Origin of the sequence: Bradyrhizobium betae, from assembly GCF_050632175.1 — a bacterium.
GTDB classification, from domain to species: Bacteria; Pseudomonadota; Alphaproteobacteria; order Rhizobiales; family Xanthobacteraceae; genus Bradyrhizobium; species Bradyrhizobium betae_B.
Genome location: NZ_CP192576.1, coordinates 1,752,974 through 1,774,399, shown reverse-complemented (window position 1 = coordinate 1,774,399; position 21,426 = coordinate 1,752,974). Strand labels below are relative to the sequence as shown.

The following is a 21,426-nucleotide window of genomic DNA, read 5'->3' as shown; positions in this document are numbered from 1 at the left end:
GCGGCGGCGCCCCACGGAAACCCCAATCGAACCAGTTCCTTCCCTGCCGCGTCCAACCATGTTGGCGAGGCATTTGATCGCGCGCGTCCGGCTGGCGGCGCGGCGAGACGGCAGGAGGGACTTTTATGCGCATCACCGCAAAATGGTTGGCGACGACAGGCCTGGTTTTGGTGACCACGGCATTTGCGTTGCCGTCATGGGCCGCCGATGTGGATGCCAATTCAGCCATCGACACCGTCACGGTCTATCCGGATGGCGCCACCGTCACCCGGATCATCGCGCTGGACCTCGCCTCCGGCGACAGCACGCTGGTCGCCAGGGATTTTCCGTTGTCGCTCGATCCGTCCTCCCTCCGGGTCGAAGGCGAGGCGGGCGCCAGGCTCACCATCGGCACGATCGACGCGCGGCCGCCGCGCGCGGCGCCGCCGGTTAACCTGCCCGAGCTCGACAAGCGCATCGAAGCGCTGAAGGACCAGCGCGCCGACCTGCAAGGCACGATCGATTCCGCCAATGCGCGGCGCAAATTCGCACAACACTTTGCCGAAGCCTCGCCCGCCGGCCTCGGCGACAAGGGCGAGGCCCGGCCGATCACCGAATGGCGCGCGGCCTTTGCGGCGGTCGCCGAGGAGATCGCGACCGCCGATACCGCGATCCGCGATGCCACCCGAAAGCAGCGCGAGATCGATCGGCAGCTCGCACAGCTCGAAGCCGAGCGCTCCGCCAAGCCGCCGGGCAAGCTCGAGGTGCGGATCGACGTCGCCGCGGCGGCTGCGACCAAGGCGACGCTGCGGGTGACTTATGCGGTGCGCAATGCGCGCTGGCTGCCGCTCTACGACGCCCGGCTCGACACCGGCGCCAAGGACCGCAAGCCTCAGCTCGAGCTGGTCCGCCGCGCCGAGGTCACGCAATCAACCGGCGAGGACTGGTCGAATGTCACGCTCGGTGTGTCCACGGTGCGCATCGGGCGCGGCGGCAGTGCGCCGGAGTTGGGTTCGCTGGTGGCGCAATATCCGCAACCGCCGAGGCCGATGGCGCTCGGCGCAGCCTCTGAGTTGGCACGGCCCGCTCCGCTGACCCGTCAGGCACAATCGCCCGCCATGGCCAAAGTCGCGGACGCGCTCGAGCCGCGTCGACGAGCAGCAAGCCATTGCGGAGATCGGCGACTTCCAGGCCACGTTCAGGATTCCCGGTCGCGTCAGCCTCGGCGCTGCCGATGGCGCCAAGAGCCTGCGTATCACTTCGATGAACCTGCCCGCCGATCTTGCGGTGCGCGCCGCGCCGGTGATGGACCCCACCGCTTTCCTCGAAGCCAGCTTCAGGCAGACGGATGCGGCCGCACTGCTGCCGGGGAAGGTCGCGATCTACCGCGACGGCGTCTTCGTCGGTCGCGGCAAGATTTCGGGTTCGGCCAAGGACGACATCGTCCGTCTCGGCTTCGGCGCCGACGACAAGATCAAGATCGAACGCGCCGTGCTCAAGCGCAACGAAGGCTCGGCCGGCCTTCTCGTCACGACGTCGAAGACCGACGAGCGATCGTTCAAGACTACAATCCGCAACGGTCACGACTTCCCGATCAAGGTTGCGATCGAGGATCAGCTACCAGTCAGCGAGAACGAGGACATCGTCGTCGAGATGCTGCCCGCGACCACGACGCCCACCGCGAGCAACATCCGCGACAAGCGCGGCGTGCTGGAATGGTCGTTCGACGCCAAGCCCGGCGAGGTCCGCGACATCAACTTCGCCTGGCGCATCCGCTGGCCGAAGGACAAGAGCATGGTGATCGTGCCGGCGGGGTAGGCTGCAGCCACGAACGAGCTGCCCAACCCTTTCCCGCAAGCGGGTAGGGCGATCGCATATGGCATGCACAGTGTGGCGGCATCGGTAGTGAGCTCCCTCCCCCGCGTGCGGGGGAGGGTTGGGGTGAGGGCTGTTTCCGCAACGGGACTGTCGAGAATTGCGGAGGAAATCCCCCAGTGGTGAGAACCCTCACCCGCCGCGCGCGGGACGATGCTTCGCATCGCCCGGGACGCGTCGGCCTCTCCCGCGCGCGGGAGAGGCGGGAGAAAGCCCGCGATCCCAGTTAAATCCATATGCGATCGCCCTGCGCAAGCGGGGGAACGGACCTTCACCGCGTCGGCACCACGGCCCGCATTGACTGCGGCAGCACATAAGGCACGCCGTCGTCGGCCTGATGGACGATTGCGTCGATCTCGAAGATGTCGCGGATGGTTTTGCTCGTGACGACGTCCGTACGCGGACCGTCGGCGGCGAGCCTGCCGCCGTTCAGCACGACAAGCCGGTCGGCGAAGCGGATCGCGAGATTGAGATCGTGCAGGATCGCGATCACGGCGGTGCCGCCGGCGGCGCGCCGGCGAGCGGCCTCGACGAGGTCGATCTGGTGGCGCAGGTCGAGGCTCGAGGTCGGCTCGTCGAGCAGCAGCAGACCCGGTCCGTGCTCGGCTTCGCCGCAAGCGAGCTGCACCAGCACGCGGGCGAAATGAGTGCGCTGCTGCTCGCCGCCCGACAGCGTCGGCAATTGCCGTTCGCGAAAATGCTCCAGGCCCACCTCGTGCAGCGCAGCGTCCACGAGCCCGCCCGCCTCACGCAGGCTGCGATCGCCCGCGCCCATCAGCACGATCTCCTCGACGGTGAAGGGGAAGCTGACGTTGATGTGCTGGGACAGCATCGCGCGCCGCGCCGCGAGCTCGCGCGGCTTGAAGCTGCCGATATCGCGTTGCTTCAGCCGCACCTCGCCCGCGTTCGGGCGGAGATCGCCGGAGAGCAGTCGCAGCAGCGTCGACTTGCCGGCGCCGTTCGGGCCGATGATGGCGACCATCTCGCCGGCCCCCACGTTCAGGCCGACGCCGTCGAGCAGCGTCGCGCGGCCGGCGCGCTTGCTCAAGTTTCGTGCTTCGATCACGGCGCTCATAGCGAGGCGAGCCCGCGCTGCCGCAGCAGGATGCCGAGGAAGACCGGCGCGCCGACCGCGGCGGTCAGGATGCCGATCGGCATCTCGGCCGGCGCCACGATGGTGCGCGCCAGCGTGTCGGCGCCCACCATGAGGGTGGCGCCTGATAGTACCGAGGCCGGCAACAGCAGCCGATGGGTGGGGCCGATGACGAGGCGCAACAGATGCGGCACGACGATGCCGACGAAGCCGATCACGCCGCTGATCGACACCGCGACGCCGGTCATGGCGGAGACCATGACGATCGAGATGCGCTTGAGACGTTCGACGTCGACGCCGCCGTGAAAGGCGTCGGCTTCGCCGAGCACCAGCAAGTCGAGGCCTCGTGCGATGTACGCGCAGGCGCCAATCCCGATGATAAGGACCGGTGCAAGCACGGCTGCCTTGGTCCAGGTGGCCCCGCTCATCGAGCCCAGCATCCAGAACGTGATGTCGCGAAGCTGCCGGTCATCGGCGATGAACACCAGCAGACCGATGCCGGCATTGGTGATGGCGGTGATCGCGACGCCGGCGAGCAGGAAGATCGCGATCGAGGTTCGTCCCGCGCGGCTCGATATGTTGTACAGGATCGCGGTTGTGACCAATGATCCCGCGAAGGCCGCCAGCGGTAACAGCTCGGTCTGGAGAAAGCGGAAGGCTTCGCCGAATCGCGAGTCGGTGAAAACGATTGCGCTTGCGGCCGCCAGTGCGCCGCCGCTGGAGACGCCGACCAGGGCGGGGTCGGCGAGGGGATTGCGGAACAGTCCCTGCATGATCGCACCGGCCGCGGCGAGCAGGCCGCCGACCATTGCGGTCGCCGCGATCCGGGGAATGCGGATCGACCACAGCACGAGCTGGTCGCGGGCCGTCATGGCATTCGCGGCGCCGTCCGAGCCAAGGTCCAGCGCGGCGGGCAATCGGGAGAGGGAATGCCGGCGGCGCCGACGGTCAGGGCAATGATCCCTGTGGCTGCGAGCGCCGCAAGCAGCACCGGAATCGCGATCGCAGCGGACCGTCGTCCTGCGCGGCTCATTGCCTGCAATTCGCCGCCGACAGGGCCGAGGTGAACGTGCCGCCCTGACCGGCCAGTGCCGGATAAAGCTTAACGGAGAGGTCGCGTGCCGCTGCGGCCGTCCGCGGCCCGAAGCCGAGCAGATAGAGTCCGTCCATCGTGATGAAACTCTTGCTGGCGGCGACCGGCGTCAGTGCAAAGCCGGGATGGGTGTAGACCGCATCGGCCTGCAGCGAGTCCTTGCCGCGTTCGATCGACAGCACGACATCGGGCCTGGCCGCCACAATCGCCTCGTCTCCGATATTCTTGTAGCCGTCGTAATCGTCGACCGCGTTGATGGCGCCGGCGAGCTGGATGATTTCGTCGGCTGCAGTCTTGTGACCTGCGACCATCGCCCGCCCGTTCAGAAGCGACATCACGAACATCACCCGCACCGGCTTCGTGACCCTGGCGCGCAGTGCGCGGAGCTGCTCAAGATCGGCGTCGACCGCGGTCGCCAGGCACTCGGCACGGGCATCGACGCCCATGGCGTGGCCGACCAGCTTGATCTTTTCGATCAGGCCCTGCTCTGAGAAGGTCTCCGGCACCAGCACCAGCGGCACCTTCGCCGTCTCCAGGATGTCCATGGTCTCGCGCGGGCCCGCTCCCTGGATCGCCAGGATCAGCGTCGGGTTGAGGCCGAGCACGCCCTCGGCCGAGATCTGGCGCATGTAGCCGACATTGGGTTTGTCGTGCAGCGCCGCCGCCGGATAGAGGCTGGTGGTGTCGACGCCGACCAGCCTGCTTTCCAGCCCGAGCGCATAAAGAATCTCGGTGATGGCGCCGCCGATCGAGACCGTCCGCGCGGCGTCGGCAACGCTGACATCGCGATTGCGCGCGTCGTGCACGGTGATGCCGGCAGCGTGCGCGGTGGAGGCGAGCGCGACCGTGCCCGATAACAGGAGGTTTGCGAGGATGCGACAAATTGTCATTGCAGGTTACTTCGTCAGGATCAGCTTGTTCTGCGAGGTCAGGCGAAGGCGATAATTATCTTCGCCATGCGCGATGATGATCTCGCGCTCCGCCGCAAACAGCTCGCGGCTGTCGATCCGGCCGCCCTGCATGGTGAGAGTTCGCGTTGTTGCAGAAGGGCTTTGTGCCGGCCTTGCTGCATCGTCGCTGTTGTCTCCTGATGTTGCTGACATGATGGATGTGATGCGCCTTCGCAATTTCAGATGCTGCTTGTTTGTATAAGCGGCGGGAGGCGCATTCCAACGGCGGCAATTTACAATCGATATAAACTGCAACCTTGCGACATTGACCGCCTGAGTGTTGCCACGTAACCAATCAAGGCAATGCGGGCAGGGAGTCCGCACCACAAATAGCCAGCCAGTCGCTCGCTTCGTGCGGCGCACGCCAGCCAACAAGACACATGATAATTGGGTTGGGCTTATGGCTGACGGGGCTAGGTATTCGCGCGCGCTGATTTTGGGCGCGTCGGTGGTTTCAATCGCGGCAATGGCGACAGAGAGCGGTCTCGCGCAGACCGCGCCGCCGCGGACTGAAAATGTGTCGTCGGAGCGGCCCAAGCAGGCCAGGCGCAAGCCGGCCAAGCCGCAGATCGCGCAGCAGGCAACGCCTGAGGCCATGAATGCCCGCGCCCAGGCCAGCGGCACGGCGTCCTTTCAGGTGCTCGATACCATCACGGCCGCCGCAACCAAGACCAAGGAGCGCGCGATCGATTCTGCTCGCGCCGGTCAGCTCGATCTCGCTTGAGCAGATCCAGGGGCTTCAGCCGAACCGGTTGTCCGGCATTTTCTATGCCGTGCCAGGCGTGTCGTTCCAGGAGCGCGGCGACGATCCCGCGACCGTCATCAATGTCCGCGGCTTGCAGGATTTCGGTCGCGTTGCGGTGGTCGTCGACGGCGCGCGGCAGAACTACCAGCGCACCGGCCACAATGCCAACGGCTCCTTCTTCCTCGATCCCGAGCTGATCGGCGGCGTCGACGTCGTGCGCGGTCCGACCGCGAATATCTACGGCTCCGGCGCGATCGGCGGTCTGGTCTCGTTCCGCACCAAGGACATCAACGACGTGCTGCGTCCCGGCGAGCGCTGGGGCGTAGACCTCTCGGGCTCCTACGGCTCCAACAACAATCGTGGTCTGGGCTCGGTATTCGGCGGCGTGCGCGCCACCCCCGACGTCGACATCTTCGGTGGCGCGGTCTACCGCACCCAGGGCAATTACAAGGACGGCAACGGCACCGAGATCGGCAACACCGGCAACGAGGTCACGGCCGGGTTGATGAAGCTGACGGTGCGCCCCGCCCTCGGTCACGAGGTCAAGTTCGGCGCCACCTTCCAGGACTATCAATACACGATAGGCCAGATGAACACCGGCCCGGTGGCGACCGCCGCACAGCGGGCACTCTATCAGGGCTCCTCGGTCTATTCTTCCGATGCCAAGAACTACACCGGCACGGTGACCTGGAACTACTCGCTGCCGAGCGACAATCTGTTCGACTCGCACGTGTCGGTCTATGGCAACCGCACCGAAAACGACCAGACCAAGACCTATCACTACTCGACCTCGGGCGCGGGCTATTGCGGCGCCGGCAATGTCGGCAACAACATATCGGGCTGCGTCGGCGACAAGCGCGGCTATGTCCTCAACACGGTCGGTTTTGACGCCAATAACACCACGCGCTTTGACGTCGGCGACTGGCGCAATGCGGTGACCTACGGCGTCGACGCGTTCCAGGACGACGTGATCACGACCGACAGCCGCGGCAATTCCAACATCACGACCCCGAGCGGCATCCGCACGGTGTCTGGCGGCTTCATCCAGTTGAAGCAGAATTACAACACGTGGTTCGAGGCGGTCAGCGCGATCCGCTATGACCGCTACAATTTGCAATCGGGCGCCACCAACACCGGCGGCGACCGCTTCTCGCCGAAGATCACGCTCGGCGTCACGCCGGTCGCGGGCTTCCAGCCCTATGTCAGCTACGCCGAAGGCTACCGGGCGCCCTCGATCACCGAGACCGTGATCTCCGGCGCGCACGCGACCGGCGGCGGACCGGCCTTCTTCGTCTGCCCCGACGGCACCAGCGGCCTGTTCTGCTTCCTGCCCAACGCGAACCTTCGTCCCGAAGTCGGCAAGAACAAGGAAGTCGGCTTCAACCTGAAATACGACAACATCTTCTCGGCCTCCGACTCGTTCCGCGGCAAGATCAACCTGTTCCGCAACGACGTCTCCGACTACATCGATCTCGTCGCCTCGACGCCGGTCCCGACCGGGTTCGGCTCGTTCAGCCAGTTCTACCAGTACCAGAACATCGCCAATGCCCGCATCCAGGGTTTTGAGGCGGAGACGATGTACGATGCCGGCGACTGGTTCGTCGGTGTTGCCGGCCACTACATCCAGGGCAAGAACGTCCAGACCAATGTCGGGCTCGCTACCATCACGCCGCGCAAGGTCGTCACGACTGGCGGTGTGCGCCTGCTCGATCGCACCCTGATCCTGTCGGCGCAGTGGGCATCGTACGGTGCGAACAAAGACGTGCCCACCGGCTACGTCCCTTCGACCGGCTACGAGCTGGTCAACCTCTACATGACGTATGCCGCGACCAAGGACATCGTGTTCTCGGCGTCGATCGACAATCTCCTGAACCAGTACTACCGACCTTACGCCATTCCCGGCAGCTCGACCGACGGCACCACGCAGAACGACGTGCTGTGGACGAGCGCTGGGGCCGGCAGGGTCTACAAGGCCGGCATGAAGATTCACTTTGGAGGCGCTTAAGCCGGAAGCTTTGCGACACCGTCAACTTCCGCCCGGTCGCGCTGATGCCCCCAGCGCGACTTCGGCGTGTCCCCGTCGAATATCAAGAAGGAGAGACTTCCATGTTTATCGCCATGAATCGCTTCCAGGTGAAGAAGGGCGCGGAGATCGCGTTCGAAACCGTCTGGGCCACCCGCGAATCCTATCTCGGCAGCATGCCGGGCTTCGTCGAGTTTCATCTCTTGAAGGGCCCGGAAGCCGACGACCACACGCTCTATTCGTCGCATACCCTTTGGGCCGACAAGGCGGCGTTCGAGGCCTGGACGCGCTCGGATCAGTTTCGCCGAGCTCATGCCCGCGCCGACAATCCGACCGGCGAGAGCCTTTATCTTGGCCACCCCAAATTCGAAGGCTTCGAGGTGATCCAGAGCGAACGCAAGGCTGAGGCCGCCTGAGCTGAGACAAGGATCCGGACATGCTGAGCACCGATCTCGCCGAACTCACCGCGTACATGACCGACAACCCCGGCGCGGTGATCGAGGACGTCGCGCGCGAGCGCAAGGTCACCCCGCGCGTGGTGATCGAAGCGCTGCCGCCCGCAATGGTGCGCATCGGCAGCGGCGTGCATTTCGCAGCCGCCATGCAGGACATCGCGCAGTGGGGCGAAGTCACCCTGATCGTTCATACCGATGACGCGATCTTCGAGTTCACAGGCTCGATTCCGGCGGGCGAGATCGGCCGCGGCTATTTCAACCTGATGCAACCGAAGGGCCTGCACGGCCACCTCCGCCACGAGCGCTGCGCGGGCGTCGCCTTCGTGGAGCGCCCGTTCATGGGCAAGAGTTCGGCCTTCGTCGCCTTCGTCAATGCCGACGGCGGCATCATGTTCAAGGTTTTCGTCGGCCGCGACGAGACCCGGGCGTTGCGCGGCGACCAGCTCGCGCGGTTCCGCCAGCTTGCGGACCGGATTGCGGCATAGCGTCTTTCTGTCTGTCGGGAGATCAGGATGCAGGGCATTTTTCGGCTTCGGCAAATGATCGTGGCCATCGCACTGGCGCTTGCGCCGGCTCCTGCCTTCGCGATCGACGAAGCGCTGTTGCCGCGCAATCTGTCGCCGTGGGGTATGTTCATGGGCGCCGACATCGTCGTGAAGGCGGTGATGGTCGGGTTGGCCTGCGCCTCGCTGGCGACGTGGACCGTGTGGCTTGCCAAGTCCATCGAGTTGCGCCGCAAGGGCGCGCGTGCCCTGCAGCGGACGCGCGCGCTCGAAGGCAATATCAGGCTGACGGAGGCGGCCGGGCGGGTTGGCGACGCACACGACGCGGTCGCTCAGCTGATTCAGTCCTGCGCAAAGGAGGCGGAGCTGTCCGGCGGTGTCATCGATGACGGTCTCCAGGAGCGGGTTGCGCTCCGGCTGGAGCGGGTCGAGGCGGCAATGTCGCGGCAGATCGCGCGCGGCACCGGCGTGCTCGCGACCATCGGCGCCACCGCCCCGTTCGTCGGCCTGTTCGGGACGGTCTGGGGCATCATGAACGCCTTCATCGGCATCTCCGAGAGCCACACCACGAGCCTTGCCGTGGTCGCGCCCGGCATCGCCGAAGCGCTGCTCGCCACCGCAATGGGACTCGTTGCCGCGATTCCGGCGGTGGTGATCTACAATCATCTCGTCCGCGGCATTGCCAATTACCGTGCACTGCTCGGCGATGCCTCGGCGCAGCTCATGCTGCTGGTCAGCAGGCAGCGCGACCACCGAGAGTTCCGGCTGGCGCGGGCGGCGGAGTAGGCCATGGCCGCGAAGCTCGGCGCACGCTCGGGATCGCCGCTCAAGCGCGGCGGCTCTGATGATCTCGACGTCACCCATGAGATCAACGTCACGCCGTTCATCGACGTGATGCTGGTGCTGCTGATCATCTTCATGGTGGCCGCCCCGCTCGCCACCGTCGACATCGGCGTCGAGCTGCCCGCGACCGCCGCCGAGCCGGCGCCGCGGCCGGACAAGCCGGTGTTCGTCACGGTGAAGCCGGATCTTTCGATTGCCGTCGGCGACGACGTCGTTGGCCGCGACGCGCTCAGCACCTCGCTGGACGCCGCTACCAGGGGCCGCAAGGACGAACGCATCTATCTGCGTGCAGACAAGGCCGTGAGCTACGGCGACCTGATGGAGGTCATGAACACCTTGCGCAATGCCGGCTACCTCAAGGTCGCGCTGGTCGGCCTCGACGGACGCAGCTGATGGCCGCGAGCGCCTTTGCCCTGCACGAACCACTGGGCGAGCGTGAGGGAGCACGTTGGGGCGCTTCGGCCGTGGTGATCGTGGCGCTGCACCTTGCCGCCGCGCTGCTTGCGATGAGCTGGCTGAAGTCGCAACCGGAGCCGGGCGTCAGCTTGCCGGCGATCATGGTCGACATGTCGCCGGTGACTTCGGCGCCACAGTCGACGCAGACCGATATCGCACCGGGACCGGTGATGCAGGAGGCCGACGCCTCGCCGCCGGAGCCTGTGCAGCAGCAGGCCGTCGAGGAAACCATCGCGCCGACGCCGCCGCAGGAGAAGCCGGACGTGGTGGCGCCGCCGGAGCAGAAGCTCGAGCCGACACCTTCCAGGCCTGAACCCGCGAAGATCGTGCCGGTTGAAAAGCTGACACCGGTCAAGCCGAAGGTGGTTCGCCGCGAAGCCAAAAAGCCGTCGGAGGCGACGCCCGCGCCGCGCACCAGCGCGCCGCCGCGCTCCGAGCGCGAGGCGCCGATGGCGTCGGCCATGAGCGCCGGTGCGGTGGCATCCGCGATCGCGTCCTACAATCAACGCATCCGCGCGCATCTGATGCGCTTCCATTCCTATCCGTCCGGAGGTAACGGTCAGCGCGGGTTGGTCCGGGTGAGTTTCACGATCGGCCGCAATGGCCAGGTCACGTCCAGCCGCATCGCTTCGTCCGGCGTTGCCGCGTTCGATGTCAAGGCGACATCGATGATCCACCAGGCCTCGCCGTTCCCGCCGATCCCGGCGGAGATCAAGAACAACGCGATGAGCTTTTCGATCCCGGTTGAGTTTACTGTCAGATAAACCCTCCGCTGTCATGCCCCGGCTTGACCGGGGCATCCAGTACGCCGAGGCCGCGCTGTTGGATGACAGGCGTCTCGGAGTACTGGATCGCCCGGTTCAAGCCGGGCGATGACCGTGTCGAGAGAGCGCTGCCTTACTTCGCCTTCAGGAAGTCCGCGACCTCCAGCAGCATGAACTCGTTGTCGTCGGCCTTGTTGGGATCGCGGCTGGACGAGAACGGCAGGTTGTTGTCGTTGCCGACGATGATGTGGGTCTCGTCGACGCTGTCGACGTTCTCGATGGTGAAGAACGGGAAGGTGTAGACGCCGTCATTGAGGGGCTTCTTCGCCTTCTTGTCGGGATCCCTGATCCTCATCAGGTCGATATAGCCGATCTTGCGCACGGGCTTGCCGACATTGGCATCCGAAAGCTCGATCTTGTAGACGCGCTTGAACTTGGCAATGTCAGGGAAGCAGTTCTCGCCGCGGGTGCCCTGCGGGCAGGCCTTGTCGGCGGTGCCTTCGCCGTTGTCGCGCTCGATGATCAGGCCGCTGGTCGGGTCGATCATGTTGAAGTCGCCGATGGCGTTGCCGTTCTGCTCGAACACATACTGCCAGTAGCGGCCGGTGAACTTCTCGGCGGCGACGTCGAATTCGAGGATGCGGGAGGCTTCCTTGCCGTCGACCTTCTCCCAATCCTTCTTGTCGGCGTCCCACAGCGGGCCCTCGAGCAGGCCGTAGAGGAACTTGCCGTCCTTCGACGACGCGAAGCCCTCATAGCCCTTGGAGCGGCGGAGGTTGACGTTGGTGTAGGTCGCGCCAGGTGCGCCCGGGGTCCCGACCGCCCAATGATCGGGCGAGCGCACCGGCTTGCCGTCCGCGACCGTCTCGAACACGCCGAGGATCTTGCCGGTCTTGTCGGCCTTCAGGATATAGGGGCCGAACTCGTCGCCGATCCAGAAGACGTTGCCGATGATCTGGAAACCTTCGGTGTCGAAGTCGGAGCCGGTGAGGTAGCGCTTCGCCGTGTCCTCGTGGACGATGCGGAACGGCACCTTCTTGTCGGGATCGTGCAGGAAAATGGTCTCCTGGCGTTCGATCTTGCCGCTCGCCCAATCCATCTTGTAGCGGTTGAGATACAGCATCGAATCCGGCGAGTTGGCGCGCGCGCCCATACCGTTGTCGGTGATAACCCAGTAGCTGCCGTCGGGCATGTGCTTGATGCCGGAATGGCCCTGCAGCGGCTGGCCCTTGAACGGCAGCGACACGCCGGTCGGCCGCTCATACGACTTGCCCATCACGGTGCCGAGCGCGTCGACGCGCTTGCCGGTGGTGTATTTGCCTGATGTCTTGAGATCGGCGGGGGCGTCCGCCGGTGCGTCGATGAAGGTCGCGGCCGGCATCACCACGTGGCCGGCGAGCTTGGCCGGGAATTCTCCTTCGCTCTGCGCAGGGCTTCCGAGCAGGGTGATCGTTGCAACGGTGGCGAGAAAGGTCGCGCGCATGGGCGTCTCCTGTGAGCGGAGATCGTCTTATGCGGACGGCTCGTTGCAGTTTTGTGAAGCCGGACCAAAGGCCGCAGCCGCCTATTTTCTTGGCGCAGGGATCGGTATCTCGAAACTGACGGTCTTGCTGTCGATCACATGGTGCGTGGGATCGGCCAATTCCATAAGAACCTTGTGCCGCCCCGGGGGCAGTCCGACCACGATCACGGTCTCGCCGCTGGCATCGACAAAATGCCAGGGCGCATCGTCCACCGTGACATGGAGATGGCCGATACGCGGCGACACGTCGAGCGCGCCCTTGCCGAATACCGGCACGACACGGAGATTCTCCGTGGCGTACTGGATGAAGACGAGCCCGTGCGCCAGTTGTTCGGCCAGCGGTGGATCCACGATCAGGCGGGCAGGCGCCTGATTTTCAATCGCAACCAGCGCAGAGGGCCCGCGCACGTCGCGGGCGCTCTGGGCGATGGCCGCCGATGCAAAAGTGTGGAGGCCGCCACAGCGGCCATGATGTCGAGGGCGACACTCATGATCGTTCTCTCGGAGCCATCAGGCAATCTTGCGGGCGAGGAAGTCGCGGATCAGGGGAGTGACCTCGTCGAACCTGTCCTCAAGCAGGAAATGGCCTGAGTTGACCAGGTGAAACTCCACCTGCGGCAGATCACGCTTGTAGGGATGGGCGCCGTCGGCGGGGAAGATGACATCGTTCTTGCCCCAGACGATCAATGTCGGCGGCTGGTGCTTGCGGAAGTAGGCCTGCACCGCGGGATACAGCGGCAGATTGGTTCGGTAGTCGTAGAGCATGTCGAGCTGGATGTCGCTGTTGCCGGGGCGGTCGAGCAGCGCCTGGTCATGCACCCAGTTGTCGGGTGAGATGCGGCTCACGTCGGACATGCCGTCCGTGTACTGGAATTTCGTCGTCTCCAGCGTGACCAGCTTCATCAACGCCTGTCGGCTGGCGTCAGATCCGTCGGCCCAGTATTGCTTGATCGGATCCCAGAACGCCTTCAACCCCTCGTCATAAGCGTTGCCGTTCTGGACGATGAGGCCACTGATGCGCTCCGGATTTTTGAGCGCCAGCCGCCAGCCCACGGGCGCGCCGTAATCCATCACATACATCGCATAGCGCTTGACCCCGATCTGGTCGAGCAGGCCGCCGACGAGCTCGCCGAAGCGGTCGAACGTGTATTTGAACGATGCGCGTGGCGGCATGTCGCTCTGGCCGTAACCGGGATAATCGGGAGCGATCACGTGGTAGCGGTCCGCGAGTGCCGGGATCAGGTTGCGAAACATGTGCGAGGAGGTCGGAAAGCCGTGCAGCAACAACAGCACCGGCGCATCTTTCGGACCAGCTTCGCGGTAGAAGATCTTGATGCCGTCGACCGTTGCGGTTCGATAATAGGTGACCGGATAGGCGCTGGCGGTGTGCCCGTCACGCTCCGGCTTCGCGGATGCTGCAGTCGAGGCAGCGGCGACAGCTGCTCCGGACAATCCCAGAACGAGACGGCGACGATCGAGGAGCGCTGGCTTGGCCACGATCTCTGTGGTTTTCATGTCGATGTCCTTGTCAAGATTTTCGGTTCGTTGACTCAGCGCGCTTTTCAAACGCCCTGGTAGACCAGCCGGGTGAAGAAGCCGGGATCGATCACGAACTGCCCCCATATCGCGTCGAACGCCGCGGTCGGTTTCGCCGCGACGGTTTCGTCCCGCGTTCGTCCCTGCTTCTTGAGCCGGGCGACGCTGTCGCGGCAACCGACGAGCATGTCGCGGAAGGCCTGGAACTCGGCTTTGTTGCCGACCGGCTTGCCGTGCCCGGCGATGACGATCGTGTCCTTGTCTATCGCCATGAGACTGGCGTCGCATGCAGCGATCATCCCGTCGATGCTGCCGCCGGTCGAATAGTCGATGAACGGATAGATGCCGTTCCAGAACATATCGGCGACGTGAACGATGTTGGCGTCCGGGAAGGTGACGGAGATGTCGCTGTCGGTGTGCGCGGGCCCGTGGTATTTCAGACCAATCGAGGTGCCGTTGAGCTTGAGCGTGTGGTTGCTCGCAAAGACTTCACTCGGGATTCCGCCCGCGCCGAGCGGAAGGAAATTGTAGTCCCAGTCCTCGACACGCTGGATTTCGGCGAGGTGCTTTCGGGTGTTTTCGTGGGCAATGATTCTGGCGCCGGTTGAATGCAGCCACTCGTTGCCGTCGGCGTGGTCGAAGTGCCAATGGGTGTTGACGAGATGGGTGACGGGATCGGCGCCGAGATCAGCCAGCGCCTTGGTGAGCTGGGGACGCGAGACGCGGATGCCCGCATCGATCAGCACCTTGCCGTCGGGCCCGGTGAGAACGGCGATGCTGCCGCCGGAGCCTTCGAGCACGGTGATATTGCCGCGCAGCTTGTACGTCGTGATGGGCGACGTCGCCGCGCTGTCCTTGATCAAGCTGACGATGCCTCGCGCTTCGGCATAGGCTTGCCTCGGAGAAAGCCATCCCGTACCGGCGGCAAGCGCCGCGCCGCCGACGCAGCACAAGCAAAAACTGCGTCTGGACAAATGAGGTCTTGGCGTTTCCATGCAACTCTCGCCTTGTTGAGCGATGATTGACGGCGCCAAGGAAAAACCCCGCCGTCTGATCGGCAAGGTGGGTCGGAAAGCGTCAGCGGTCTATCACGATAGCACGATCGACTGCGCCGCGCGCGCAGCCGCCGGCTATTCCTTCACCGCACCGGTGAGCGAGGACACGTAATAGTCCACGAACAGCGAGTAGAACACCGCGACGGGCAGCGAGCCGAGCAGCGAGCCTGCCATCAGCGCTCCCCACTGATAGACGTCGCCGGTGACGAGCTCGGTCAGGATCGCGACCGGCACGGTCTTGTTGGCGCCGCTCTGGATGAAGGCGAGCGCGTAGATGAACTCGTTCCAGGAGAGCGTGAAGGAGAAGATGCCGGCCGAGATCAGCCCGGGCACCGCGAGCGGCAGCGTGATCCGCCGCAGGATCTGCAGCCGCGTCGCGCCGTCGACCAGCGCGCATTCCTCGAGCTCGTAGGGGATCGATTTGAAGTAGCCGATCAGGAGCCAGGTGCAGAACGGCACCAGGAAGGTCGGATAGACCAGGATCAGCGCCATCGGCGAGTCGAACAGGCCGAACTGCACCACGACGGTGGCGAGCGGGATGAACAGGATCGACGGCGGCACGAGGTAGGCCATGTAGATGCCGAGGCCGACATAGGGGCTGCCGCGGAAGCGCAGGCGCTCGATCGCGTAGGCAGCCAGCGTGCTCGCGATCAACGACAGCGTGGTCGAGCCGATCGCGACCAGCATGGTCGTCCACAGCCAGCGCGGATAGGCGGTGTTGAACAGCAGGTGCTTGATGTGCGCCAGCGTCGGCGAGGTGATCCAGAACGGATTGTGCTCCTTGTAGTTCATCAGCTCGGCGTTCGGCTTGAACGAGGTGATCGCCATCCAGTAGAACGGAAACAGCAGGATCAGCACGAAGCAGCCGAGCGGCAGGTAGATCATCATCAGCCGCCGCAGCCCGGAATCCCAGGCCATGGTGTCGGGCGCGGCCTTGGTGTCGGCGACGGATGGTTGCGCGACGGTGTCAGTCATTGCTCTCTCCCTGCTGCCATTTGCGGCGCGCCAGGCCGAAGTAGGAAAACAGCGTCGCGAACACCAGGAACGGGATCATCGACACCGCGATCGCGGCGCCTTCGCCGAGTTCGCCGCCGGCGATGCCGCGCTGGAACGCCAGCGTCGCCAGCAAATGGGTCGAATTGCCGGGCCGCCGCGCGTGATGGCGTAGACGAGCTGGAAGTCGGTGAAGGTGAAGATGATCGAGAAGGTCATGACGATGGCGAGGATCGGCATCATCATCGGGAAGGTGATGTAGCGGAAGCGCTGCCAGGCACTGGCGCCGTCGAGCATCGCGGCCTCGTAGAGCGAGGGCGAGATGGTCTGCAGGCCCGCCAGCAGCGAGATCGCCACGAAGGGAATGCCGCGCCAGATATTGGCGGCGATGAGCGAGAAACGCGCCGGCCAGGGCGAGCCGAGGAAGTCGATGTTGGTCGACCGCCAGTGCAGCACGTCGACCAGCAGATAGGAGATGATCGAGAATTGCGGATCGTAGATCCACCAGAACGCCAGCGCCGAGAGCACCGTCGGGACGATCCAGGGCAGCAGGATGATCGCCCGCAGCAGGCTCTTGAACGGGAAATGGTTGTTGAGCAGCAGCGCAAGCCAGAAGCCGAGCGCGAACTTCCCGAACGTCGCGATCCCCGTATAGAGCACGCTGTAGAACACGGCGTTCCACCACAGCGAATCGGTTAGCAGGTACTGGAAGTTCTCGAAGCCGACGAACACGCCTTTTCTGCCGATCGTGGTGTCGGTGAAGGCGAGCCAGATGCCGAGGCCGAGCGGATAGGTCAGGAACACCGCGAGCAGCCCGACCGCGGGTGCGAGGCACATCACGATCAGGAACGGCTTGTAGTCGAACAGGCGCACCAGCCAGGAAGGCTGCCGGTGAGCCAGTGCAAGAGGAGGAAGCGTGGTCACGGACATCGGATCGTTGTCCTGTCGTTGAAGATCAACACGCCGTCATTGCGAGCGAAGCGAAGCAATCCAGTCTGTCTGTGCAGCCACAGTCTGGATTGCTTCGTCGTTTCACTCCTCGCAATGACGGCCGCTTTTTCGTTCGCCGTTACCTCTGCCTGCGGAAGTACCGCTTGCAGCGCTGCTCGGCCTCCGCAGCCGCGGCCTCCGGCGTGGCGGCGCCGGTTGCGACGGAGGCGAACATCTGAATCAGCACATAGTCGGCGCTGACGGCGCCGGTCGCCGTCGAGATCGGACCTGCATAGCCGTCATAATAGGTGCTCTTCATCGTGTCCTTGAACAGCGCCACCTTGGGATCCTGCGACCACACCGCGGCCTCGGCATAGGCTGCCAGCGGCTGGGACCAGTAGCCGGAATTGGCGTTGAGCCACGGCTCGTACTGGTCCTTCTCCAGCATGTATTGCAGGAAGGCCTTGGCGGCGTTGGGGTACTGGCTGTGCTTGAACACCATGGCGTTCAGCGTCAGGCCCGCCATCGGCGAGACCTTGGCTACGCCCTTCGGCAGCAGCTGATGTTCGCTGTCCTCGGCGATCGCCTTGGTCGCGGGGTCGTTCTTCAGCGAGAAGTACAGCGAGACGCCGTTGGCGGTCAGCGCGATCTCCTGCGCGGCATAGGCGCGATTGTTGCTGACGTCATTCCACGACGTCGTGCCGGCGATGAAGGTCGGATAGAGCTGCTTGACCCAGTTCAGCGCCGCGATCGTCTCCTTGCTGTTGATGACGACGTCGCCCTCTTCGTTGAGCACGGACCCGTTGTGCGACCACAGCGCCCAGCTTGCGAAGCCGTTGCCGTCGCCCTTGGCGTTGCCGAGCGCGAAGCCCGCCGGCTTGCCGGCCTTCTGGAGCTTCTGACACAGGTCGAGAATGCCGGCATGGTCTTCCGGCACCTTGTCGAAGCCGACCGATTTCAGGATCGACTTGCGGTAGATCAGGGGACCCGCGGTGGCGCCGAACGGCAGTCCGATCCAGGCGTCGCTCTTGTTCTTCTTGCCGTAGCGCTGCGCCAGCGGCAGCCAGCCGCCGTAGCGCTTGCCGACATAGTCGGCGACGTCGGTCAGCTCGATCAGCTTGTCGATGTAGATGTGCGGTGCATCGGAGAAGCCGATGATGATGTCGGGGCCGGCGCCGGAATTGGCGGTCACCGCGGTCTGCTGGTTGATGTCCTCCCAGCCGACGAAATCGACCTTGACCTCGACTCCGGTCTCCTTGGTGAACTTGGCCGCATTGGCACGGAACACGTCTTCGTCGGCCTGAACGAAGCGGACCGGCCGAAGCATGCGCAGGGTCGCGCCCTTCTCGATCGCCAATTTCGGGGCGGGGACGTCCGCCGCCTTGATCGCGGATTGGGCGTTGGCCGGAGCACCGGTTGCCGCGATCGCGGCAGCGGACAGGCCCAGCGCCAAGGCATCACGACGTGTGATGTCGTTCCTCATCAGTTCCTCCCTATGATGTTTCCCCTCCCGGCGTTGATCGCCGGTGAAGGGCCGTTTCAGTCTCTTGCCCGGTGTCCGGCGCGTTGTGCGCCGCCCGCCTCAGCTGTTCGGCCCGCGGTCCATGCTGACGGGCTGCCAGCGGCGGAGCGCGGTGCTCTGCAGCACCGACGGATTGACGCAGCTTACCGGCCACATGCCCTGCAGCACCAGTGACAATTCGTAGCCCACCCGGCGCTTGCGCGCCTCGTCAAACCGTGCCGAGGCCGAGGCGACATGGGCCGTGAGGGTCACGTTCTCCATGCGGAGGATGGGATTGTTGTGGGAGGGCGGCTCCTTCTCCAGCACATCGAGGGCGGCGTGGGCGATCCAGCCTTCCTGAAGCGCCTTGACCAGGCTTTCCTCGTCCACGGCGGCGCCGCGGCCCGTGTTGATGAACACCGAGCCCTTCTTCATCTGCCGAAAATGCTTCTCGGTCAGCATGTGATGCACTTCTGGCCGGGCAGGGGCGTGCATCGAGACGAAGTCCGACTGCGACAGCACCTCGTTCAGCGTCGCCGGGATCACGCCGTGGTCCCACATCAGCGTTTCCTGGATGAAGGGATCGTAGGCCATCATGCGCAGGCCGAACGGCGCGGCGCGCTTCGCAACTGCACGCGCCACGCGGCCGAACGAGATGAAGCCAAGCGTCTGGCCCATCAGCCGCGGGATCTTCAGCAGCGCCGGCCGGCCTTCGGCCCAGCGCCCGTCGCGCGCCATGCGGTCCTGCTCGACCAGGCGGCGGAAGCCGGCCAGCAGCAGCATCATGGCATGGTCGGCGACCTCCTCGATGAAGGTGTCGGGGATGTTGGTGACGGGAATGCCGCGGGCGGTTGCGGCCTTGACGTCGACGCTGTCGACGCCGACAGAGCCGAGCGTGATGACCTTGCAATTGTCCAGCGCGTCGATGATCGACTTGGTGATGGGGATGCCCTTGGCGTAGATGGCGTCGGCAGTCCTGGCGGCGGCGATGAATTCGGCCTCATTGGCGGGGGCCTCGATGATCTCGGCATCGATCGGATCGAGCGCTTCGCGCTCATAGGAATAGTCGCTGCCCGCGACCGTGAAGCTCGCGCCCTTCGGCGTCACCACCCTGTATTTCGGCATGTCCTGCTCCCGATTTGGTTTGTCGGTTCTTGTTGTGACCCGGCCTTCTCGAACGGGCCTTTGCGTCTTTTACGCGAAATCGAAGCCGTTGCGTACAATCGCCGGTTGCCGCGGCGGCGATTTATCCAGCCTATCGGTCGTTTGTCCGGGCTTCTACGGAGCCGCCCGTAACAGGTTGATAAGGGGTCACACACTAAAAGTTGAATGAATTTCGATCGATTCACTCGCGTGCCCGTATCCCTTTGACTGCCGGAGCTTCCCCCGTGAAATTGAGCAATCTGAAGATCGCCTCCAAGCTCGGCATCCTTGTCGGCGTCACGCTGTTCGGCCTCTGCATCTCCGGGGTTCTCGCCGGGTATTTGATGAAGCGCGAGATGGTGAATGCGCGCATCGACCAGGCCAAGTCGATCGTTGATATGGGCCGCAACTATGCACTCGCCCTCAAAAAGCGGATCGATGCCGGCGAGATGACGAAGGACGCGGCAATGGCCGACCTTCGCCGCTACGGCAATTCGATGACCTATGACAACGGTTCGGGTTATCTGTTCGGCACATCCTATGATGGCATCACCCAGCTCGCGCCCGATCCGAAGCAGATCGGCGCCAACCGCATGGACGTTCTGACCAACGGCCGCAGGCTGTCCGTCGAGCTGATGGACGGCGTCAAGGCCAACGGCTCGGTCCTTCTGTATTATGAATATGCCAAGCCGGGCCAGGCCGCACTGATCCGCAAGATCGGCTACGCCGTCGCCGTCCCCGGTCTCGACATGTATCTCGGCACCGGCGCCTATCTCGACGACATCGACGCCAAGATGGTCCCGATCTACTGGCTGCTTGGCCTCGCCATGTTCGGCATCGTCATCGTCGCCGGCAGCGTTGCCTGGCTGATCGGTCGCGGCATCAGCCGTCCGCTCGCGCTGCTCGGCACCCGCATGAAGGAGCTCGCCGACGGCAAGCTCGAAGGCGAGATCCCCGGTGTCGGCCGCGGCGACGAGGTCGGCGCGATGGCTTCGACCGTTCAGATCTTCAAGGACAACGCGGTTCGTATCCGGGACCTCGAACAGACCGAGGCGGCAGCCGAGGACCGCGCCGCGGCCGAACGTCGCAGTGCGATGGAGGAGATCGCCAACGACTTCGAACGCAGCGTCAACGGCATCGTCCGCTCGGTCTCCTCGGCCGCCGCCGGCATGCAGTCCACGGCCCAGTCGATGACCGCGACCGCCAGCGAAGCATCTTCGCGGGCGGCGACCGTCGGTGCGGCCTCGCAGAAGGCCTCCGGCAATGTCGGCACGGTTGCCGCCGCCGCCGAAGAGCTGTCGAGCTCGGTGACTGAAATCTCCCGTCAGGTGACGCGTTCCACCGAAGTGGCGAGCCGCGCCGTCAGCGACGCCGAGCGCACCAACGCCACCGTGCAGGAGCTCTCCACCGGCGCCGAGAAGATCGGCGAGGTCGTCAAGCTGATCCACTCGATCGCGGCGCAGACCAATCTGCTCGCGCTCAATGCCACCATCGAAGCGGCACGTGCCGGTGAATCCGGCCGCGGCTTCGCGGTCGTGGCTTCCGAGGTCAAGGCGCTCGCCAACCAGACCGCGAAGGCCACCGAGGAAATCTCGGCTCAGGTGGCGGCAATGCAGACCTCGACCAGCGATGCGGTCGCGGCGATCGGCGGCATCACCCAGACGATCGCCGAGATGAGCGAGATCACCGCCGGCATCTCTTCGTCCATCGAGCAGCAGGGCGAAGCCACCCGCGAGATCGCCCGCAACATTCAATCGGTTGCGGCCGGCTCGAACGAGATCAACGCCAATATCGGCAGCGTGACCTCGGCCGCGGAAGCGACCGGCACGGCGGCAACCGACGTGCTCACCAACGCCCGCGAGCTGGACAGCCAGTCCGGCGCGCTGCGCAGCGCGGTGGACGGCTTCCTCGCCAAGGTGCGCGCGGCGTAAGGCTTCGCGCTGAATTCGTAAGCTGAGCAAGGGCGC

General features: G+C 64.7%; 15 protein-coding genes and 5 pseudogenes. 8 read left to right on the top strand and 12 right to left on the bottom strand.

The window, feature by feature from the left end; genetic code table 11:
* Positions 1–125: 125 nt before the first annotated feature.
* Positions 126–1,797 (top strand): annotated as a pseudogene (locus tag ACQ86E_RS08765) (mucoidy inhibitor MuiA family protein).
* Positions 1,798–2,125: 328 nt separating this feature from the next.
* On the opposite strand, the gene ACQ86E_RS08760 reads toward ACQ86E_RS08765, so the two are convergent.
* The 4 genes and pseudogenes from ACQ86E_RS08760 to ACQ86E_RS08745 all read right to left on the bottom strand — a co-directional run bounded on the left by ACQ86E_RS08760 (position 2,126) and on the right by ACQ86E_RS08745 (position 5,143).
* Positions 2,126–2,929, bottom strand: a complete 804-nt coding sequence (locus ACQ86E_RS08760) for a heme ABC transporter ATP-binding protein (RefSeq protein ID WP_431205054.1) — start codon at positions 2,927–2,929, stop codon at positions 2,126–2,128.
* Positions 2,926–3,980: pseudogene (locus tag ACQ86E_RS08755) on the bottom strand (FecCD family ABC transporter permease). Before ACQ86E_RS08755 ends, ACQ86E_RS08760 begins: the two are co-directional and overlap by 4 nt.
* Positions 3,977–4,930, bottom strand: a complete 954-nt coding sequence (locus ACQ86E_RS08750) for a heme/hemin ABC transporter substrate-binding protein (protein WP_431205053.1) — start codon at positions 4,928–4,930, stop codon at positions 3,977–3,979. Before ACQ86E_RS08750 ends, ACQ86E_RS08755 begins: the two are co-directional and overlap by 4 nt.
* Before the next feature lie 6 nt (positions 4,931–4,936).
* Positions 4,937–5,143: a hemin uptake protein HemP gene (locus ACQ86E_RS08745; RefSeq protein ID WP_431206433.1), complete on the bottom strand. Its 207-nt coding sequence runs from the start codon at positions 5,141–5,143 to the stop codon at positions 4,937–4,939.
* Positions 5,144–5,390: 247 nt separating this feature from the next.
* Here ACQ86E_RS08745 and ACQ86E_RS08740 point away from each other — a divergent pair.
* The 6 genes and pseudogenes from ACQ86E_RS08740 to ACQ86E_RS08715 all read left to right on the top strand — a co-directional run bounded on the left by ACQ86E_RS08740 (position 5,391) and on the right by ACQ86E_RS08715 (position 10,779).
* Positions 5,391–7,740, top strand: a pseudogene (locus ACQ86E_RS08740) (TonB-dependent hemoglobin/transferrin/lactoferrin family receptor).
* 101 nt (positions 7,741–7,841) lie between these two features.
* The gene (locus ACQ86E_RS08735; RefSeq protein ID WP_431205052.1) at positions 7,842–8,174 is read left to right on the top strand and encodes an antibiotic biosynthesis monooxygenase family protein; all 333 of its coding nucleotides are present in this window, start codon (positions 7,842–7,844) and stop codon (positions 8,172–8,174) included.
* A 20-nt stretch (positions 8,175–8,194) separates the two neighbouring features.
* On the top strand, positions 8,195–8,698 hold the full coding sequence (gene hutX, locus ACQ86E_RS08730) for a heme utilization cystosolic carrier protein HutX (RefSeq protein ID WP_431205051.1): 504 nt from the start codon (positions 8,195–8,197) through the stop codon (positions 8,696–8,698).
* Positions 8,699–8,725: 27 nt separating this feature from the next.
* On the top strand, positions 8,726–9,502 hold the full coding sequence (gene exbB / locus ACQ86E_RS08725; protein ID WP_431205050.1) for a tonB-system energizer ExbB: 777 nt from the start codon (positions 8,726–8,728) through the stop codon (positions 9,500–9,502).
* Positions 9,503–9,505: 3 nt separating this feature from the next.
* Positions 9,506–9,952 carry a TonB system transport protein ExbD gene (gene exbD / locus ACQ86E_RS08720; protein ID WP_431205049.1) on the top strand — a complete coding sequence of 149 codons (447 nt, stop codon included), beginning with the start codon at positions 9,506–9,508 and terminating at the stop codon, positions 9,950–9,952.
* Positions 9,952–10,779, top strand: a complete 828-nt coding sequence (locus ACQ86E_RS08715) for a TonB family protein (protein WP_431205048.1) — start codon at positions 9,952–9,954, stop codon at positions 10,777–10,779. The genes exbD and ACQ86E_RS08715 overlap by 1 nt, the downstream gene beginning before the upstream one ends.
* 133 nt (positions 10,780–10,912) lie before the next feature.
* Here the strand turns inward: ACQ86E_RS08715 and ACQ86E_RS08710 are convergent, their stop codons facing one another.
* From ACQ86E_RS08710 to ACQ86E_RS08675, 8 genes and pseudogenes are all read right to left on the bottom strand, one after another.
* A complete protein-coding gene (locus ACQ86E_RS08710) occupies positions 10,913–12,262 on the bottom strand; it encodes an esterase-like activity of phytase family protein (protein ID WP_431205047.1) in 1,350 nt (449 codons plus the stop codon).
* Positions 12,263–12,343: 81 nt separating this feature from the next.
* Positions 12,344–12,792: pseudogene (locus ACQ86E_RS08705) on the bottom strand (DUF6130 family protein).
* A gap of 19 nt (positions 12,793–12,811) precedes the next feature.
* Positions 12,812–13,816, bottom strand: a complete 1,005-nt coding sequence (locus ACQ86E_RS08700; RefSeq protein ID WP_431205046.1) for an alpha/beta fold hydrolase — start codon at positions 13,814–13,816, stop codon at positions 12,812–12,814.
* A gap of 47 nt (positions 13,817–13,863) precedes the next feature.
* Complete coding sequence (locus ACQ86E_RS08695; RefSeq protein ID WP_431205045.1) at positions 13,864–14,832, bottom strand: MBL fold metallo-hydrolase; 969 nt, start codon at positions 14,830–14,832, stop codon at positions 13,864–13,866.
* A gap of 135 nt (positions 14,833–14,967) precedes the next feature.
* Complete coding sequence (locus ACQ86E_RS08690; RefSeq protein ID WP_431205044.1) at positions 14,968–15,867, bottom strand: carbohydrate ABC transporter permease; 900 nt, start codon at positions 15,865–15,867, stop codon at positions 14,968–14,970.
* Positions 15,860–16,815, bottom strand: a pseudogene (locus ACQ86E_RS08685) (carbohydrate ABC transporter permease). The gene ACQ86E_RS08690 and the pseudogene ACQ86E_RS08685 overlap by 8 nt, the downstream one beginning before the upstream one ends.
* A 139-nt stretch (positions 16,816–16,954) precedes the next feature.
* Entirely contained in the window at positions 16,955–18,298 is a 1,344-nt protein-coding gene (locus tag ACQ86E_RS08680; protein ID WP_431205043.1) for an ABC transporter substrate-binding protein, read from the bottom strand.
* Positions 18,299–18,397: 99 nt separating this feature from the next.
* The gene (locus tag ACQ86E_RS08675) at positions 18,398–19,441 is read right to left on the bottom strand and encodes a C-terminal binding protein (RefSeq protein WP_431205042.1); all 1,044 of its coding nucleotides are present in this window, start codon (positions 19,439–19,441) and stop codon (positions 18,398–18,400) included.
* A 263-nt stretch (positions 19,442–19,704) separates the two neighbouring features.
* On the opposite strand from ACQ86E_RS08675, the gene ACQ86E_RS08670 reads away from it, so the two are divergent.
* Positions 19,705–21,390, top strand: coding sequence for a methyl-accepting chemotaxis protein (locus ACQ86E_RS08670; RefSeq protein WP_431205041.1), 1,686 nt, complete (start codon positions 19,705–19,707; stop codon positions 21,388–21,390).
* Positions 21,391–21,426: the final 36 nt, after the last annotated feature.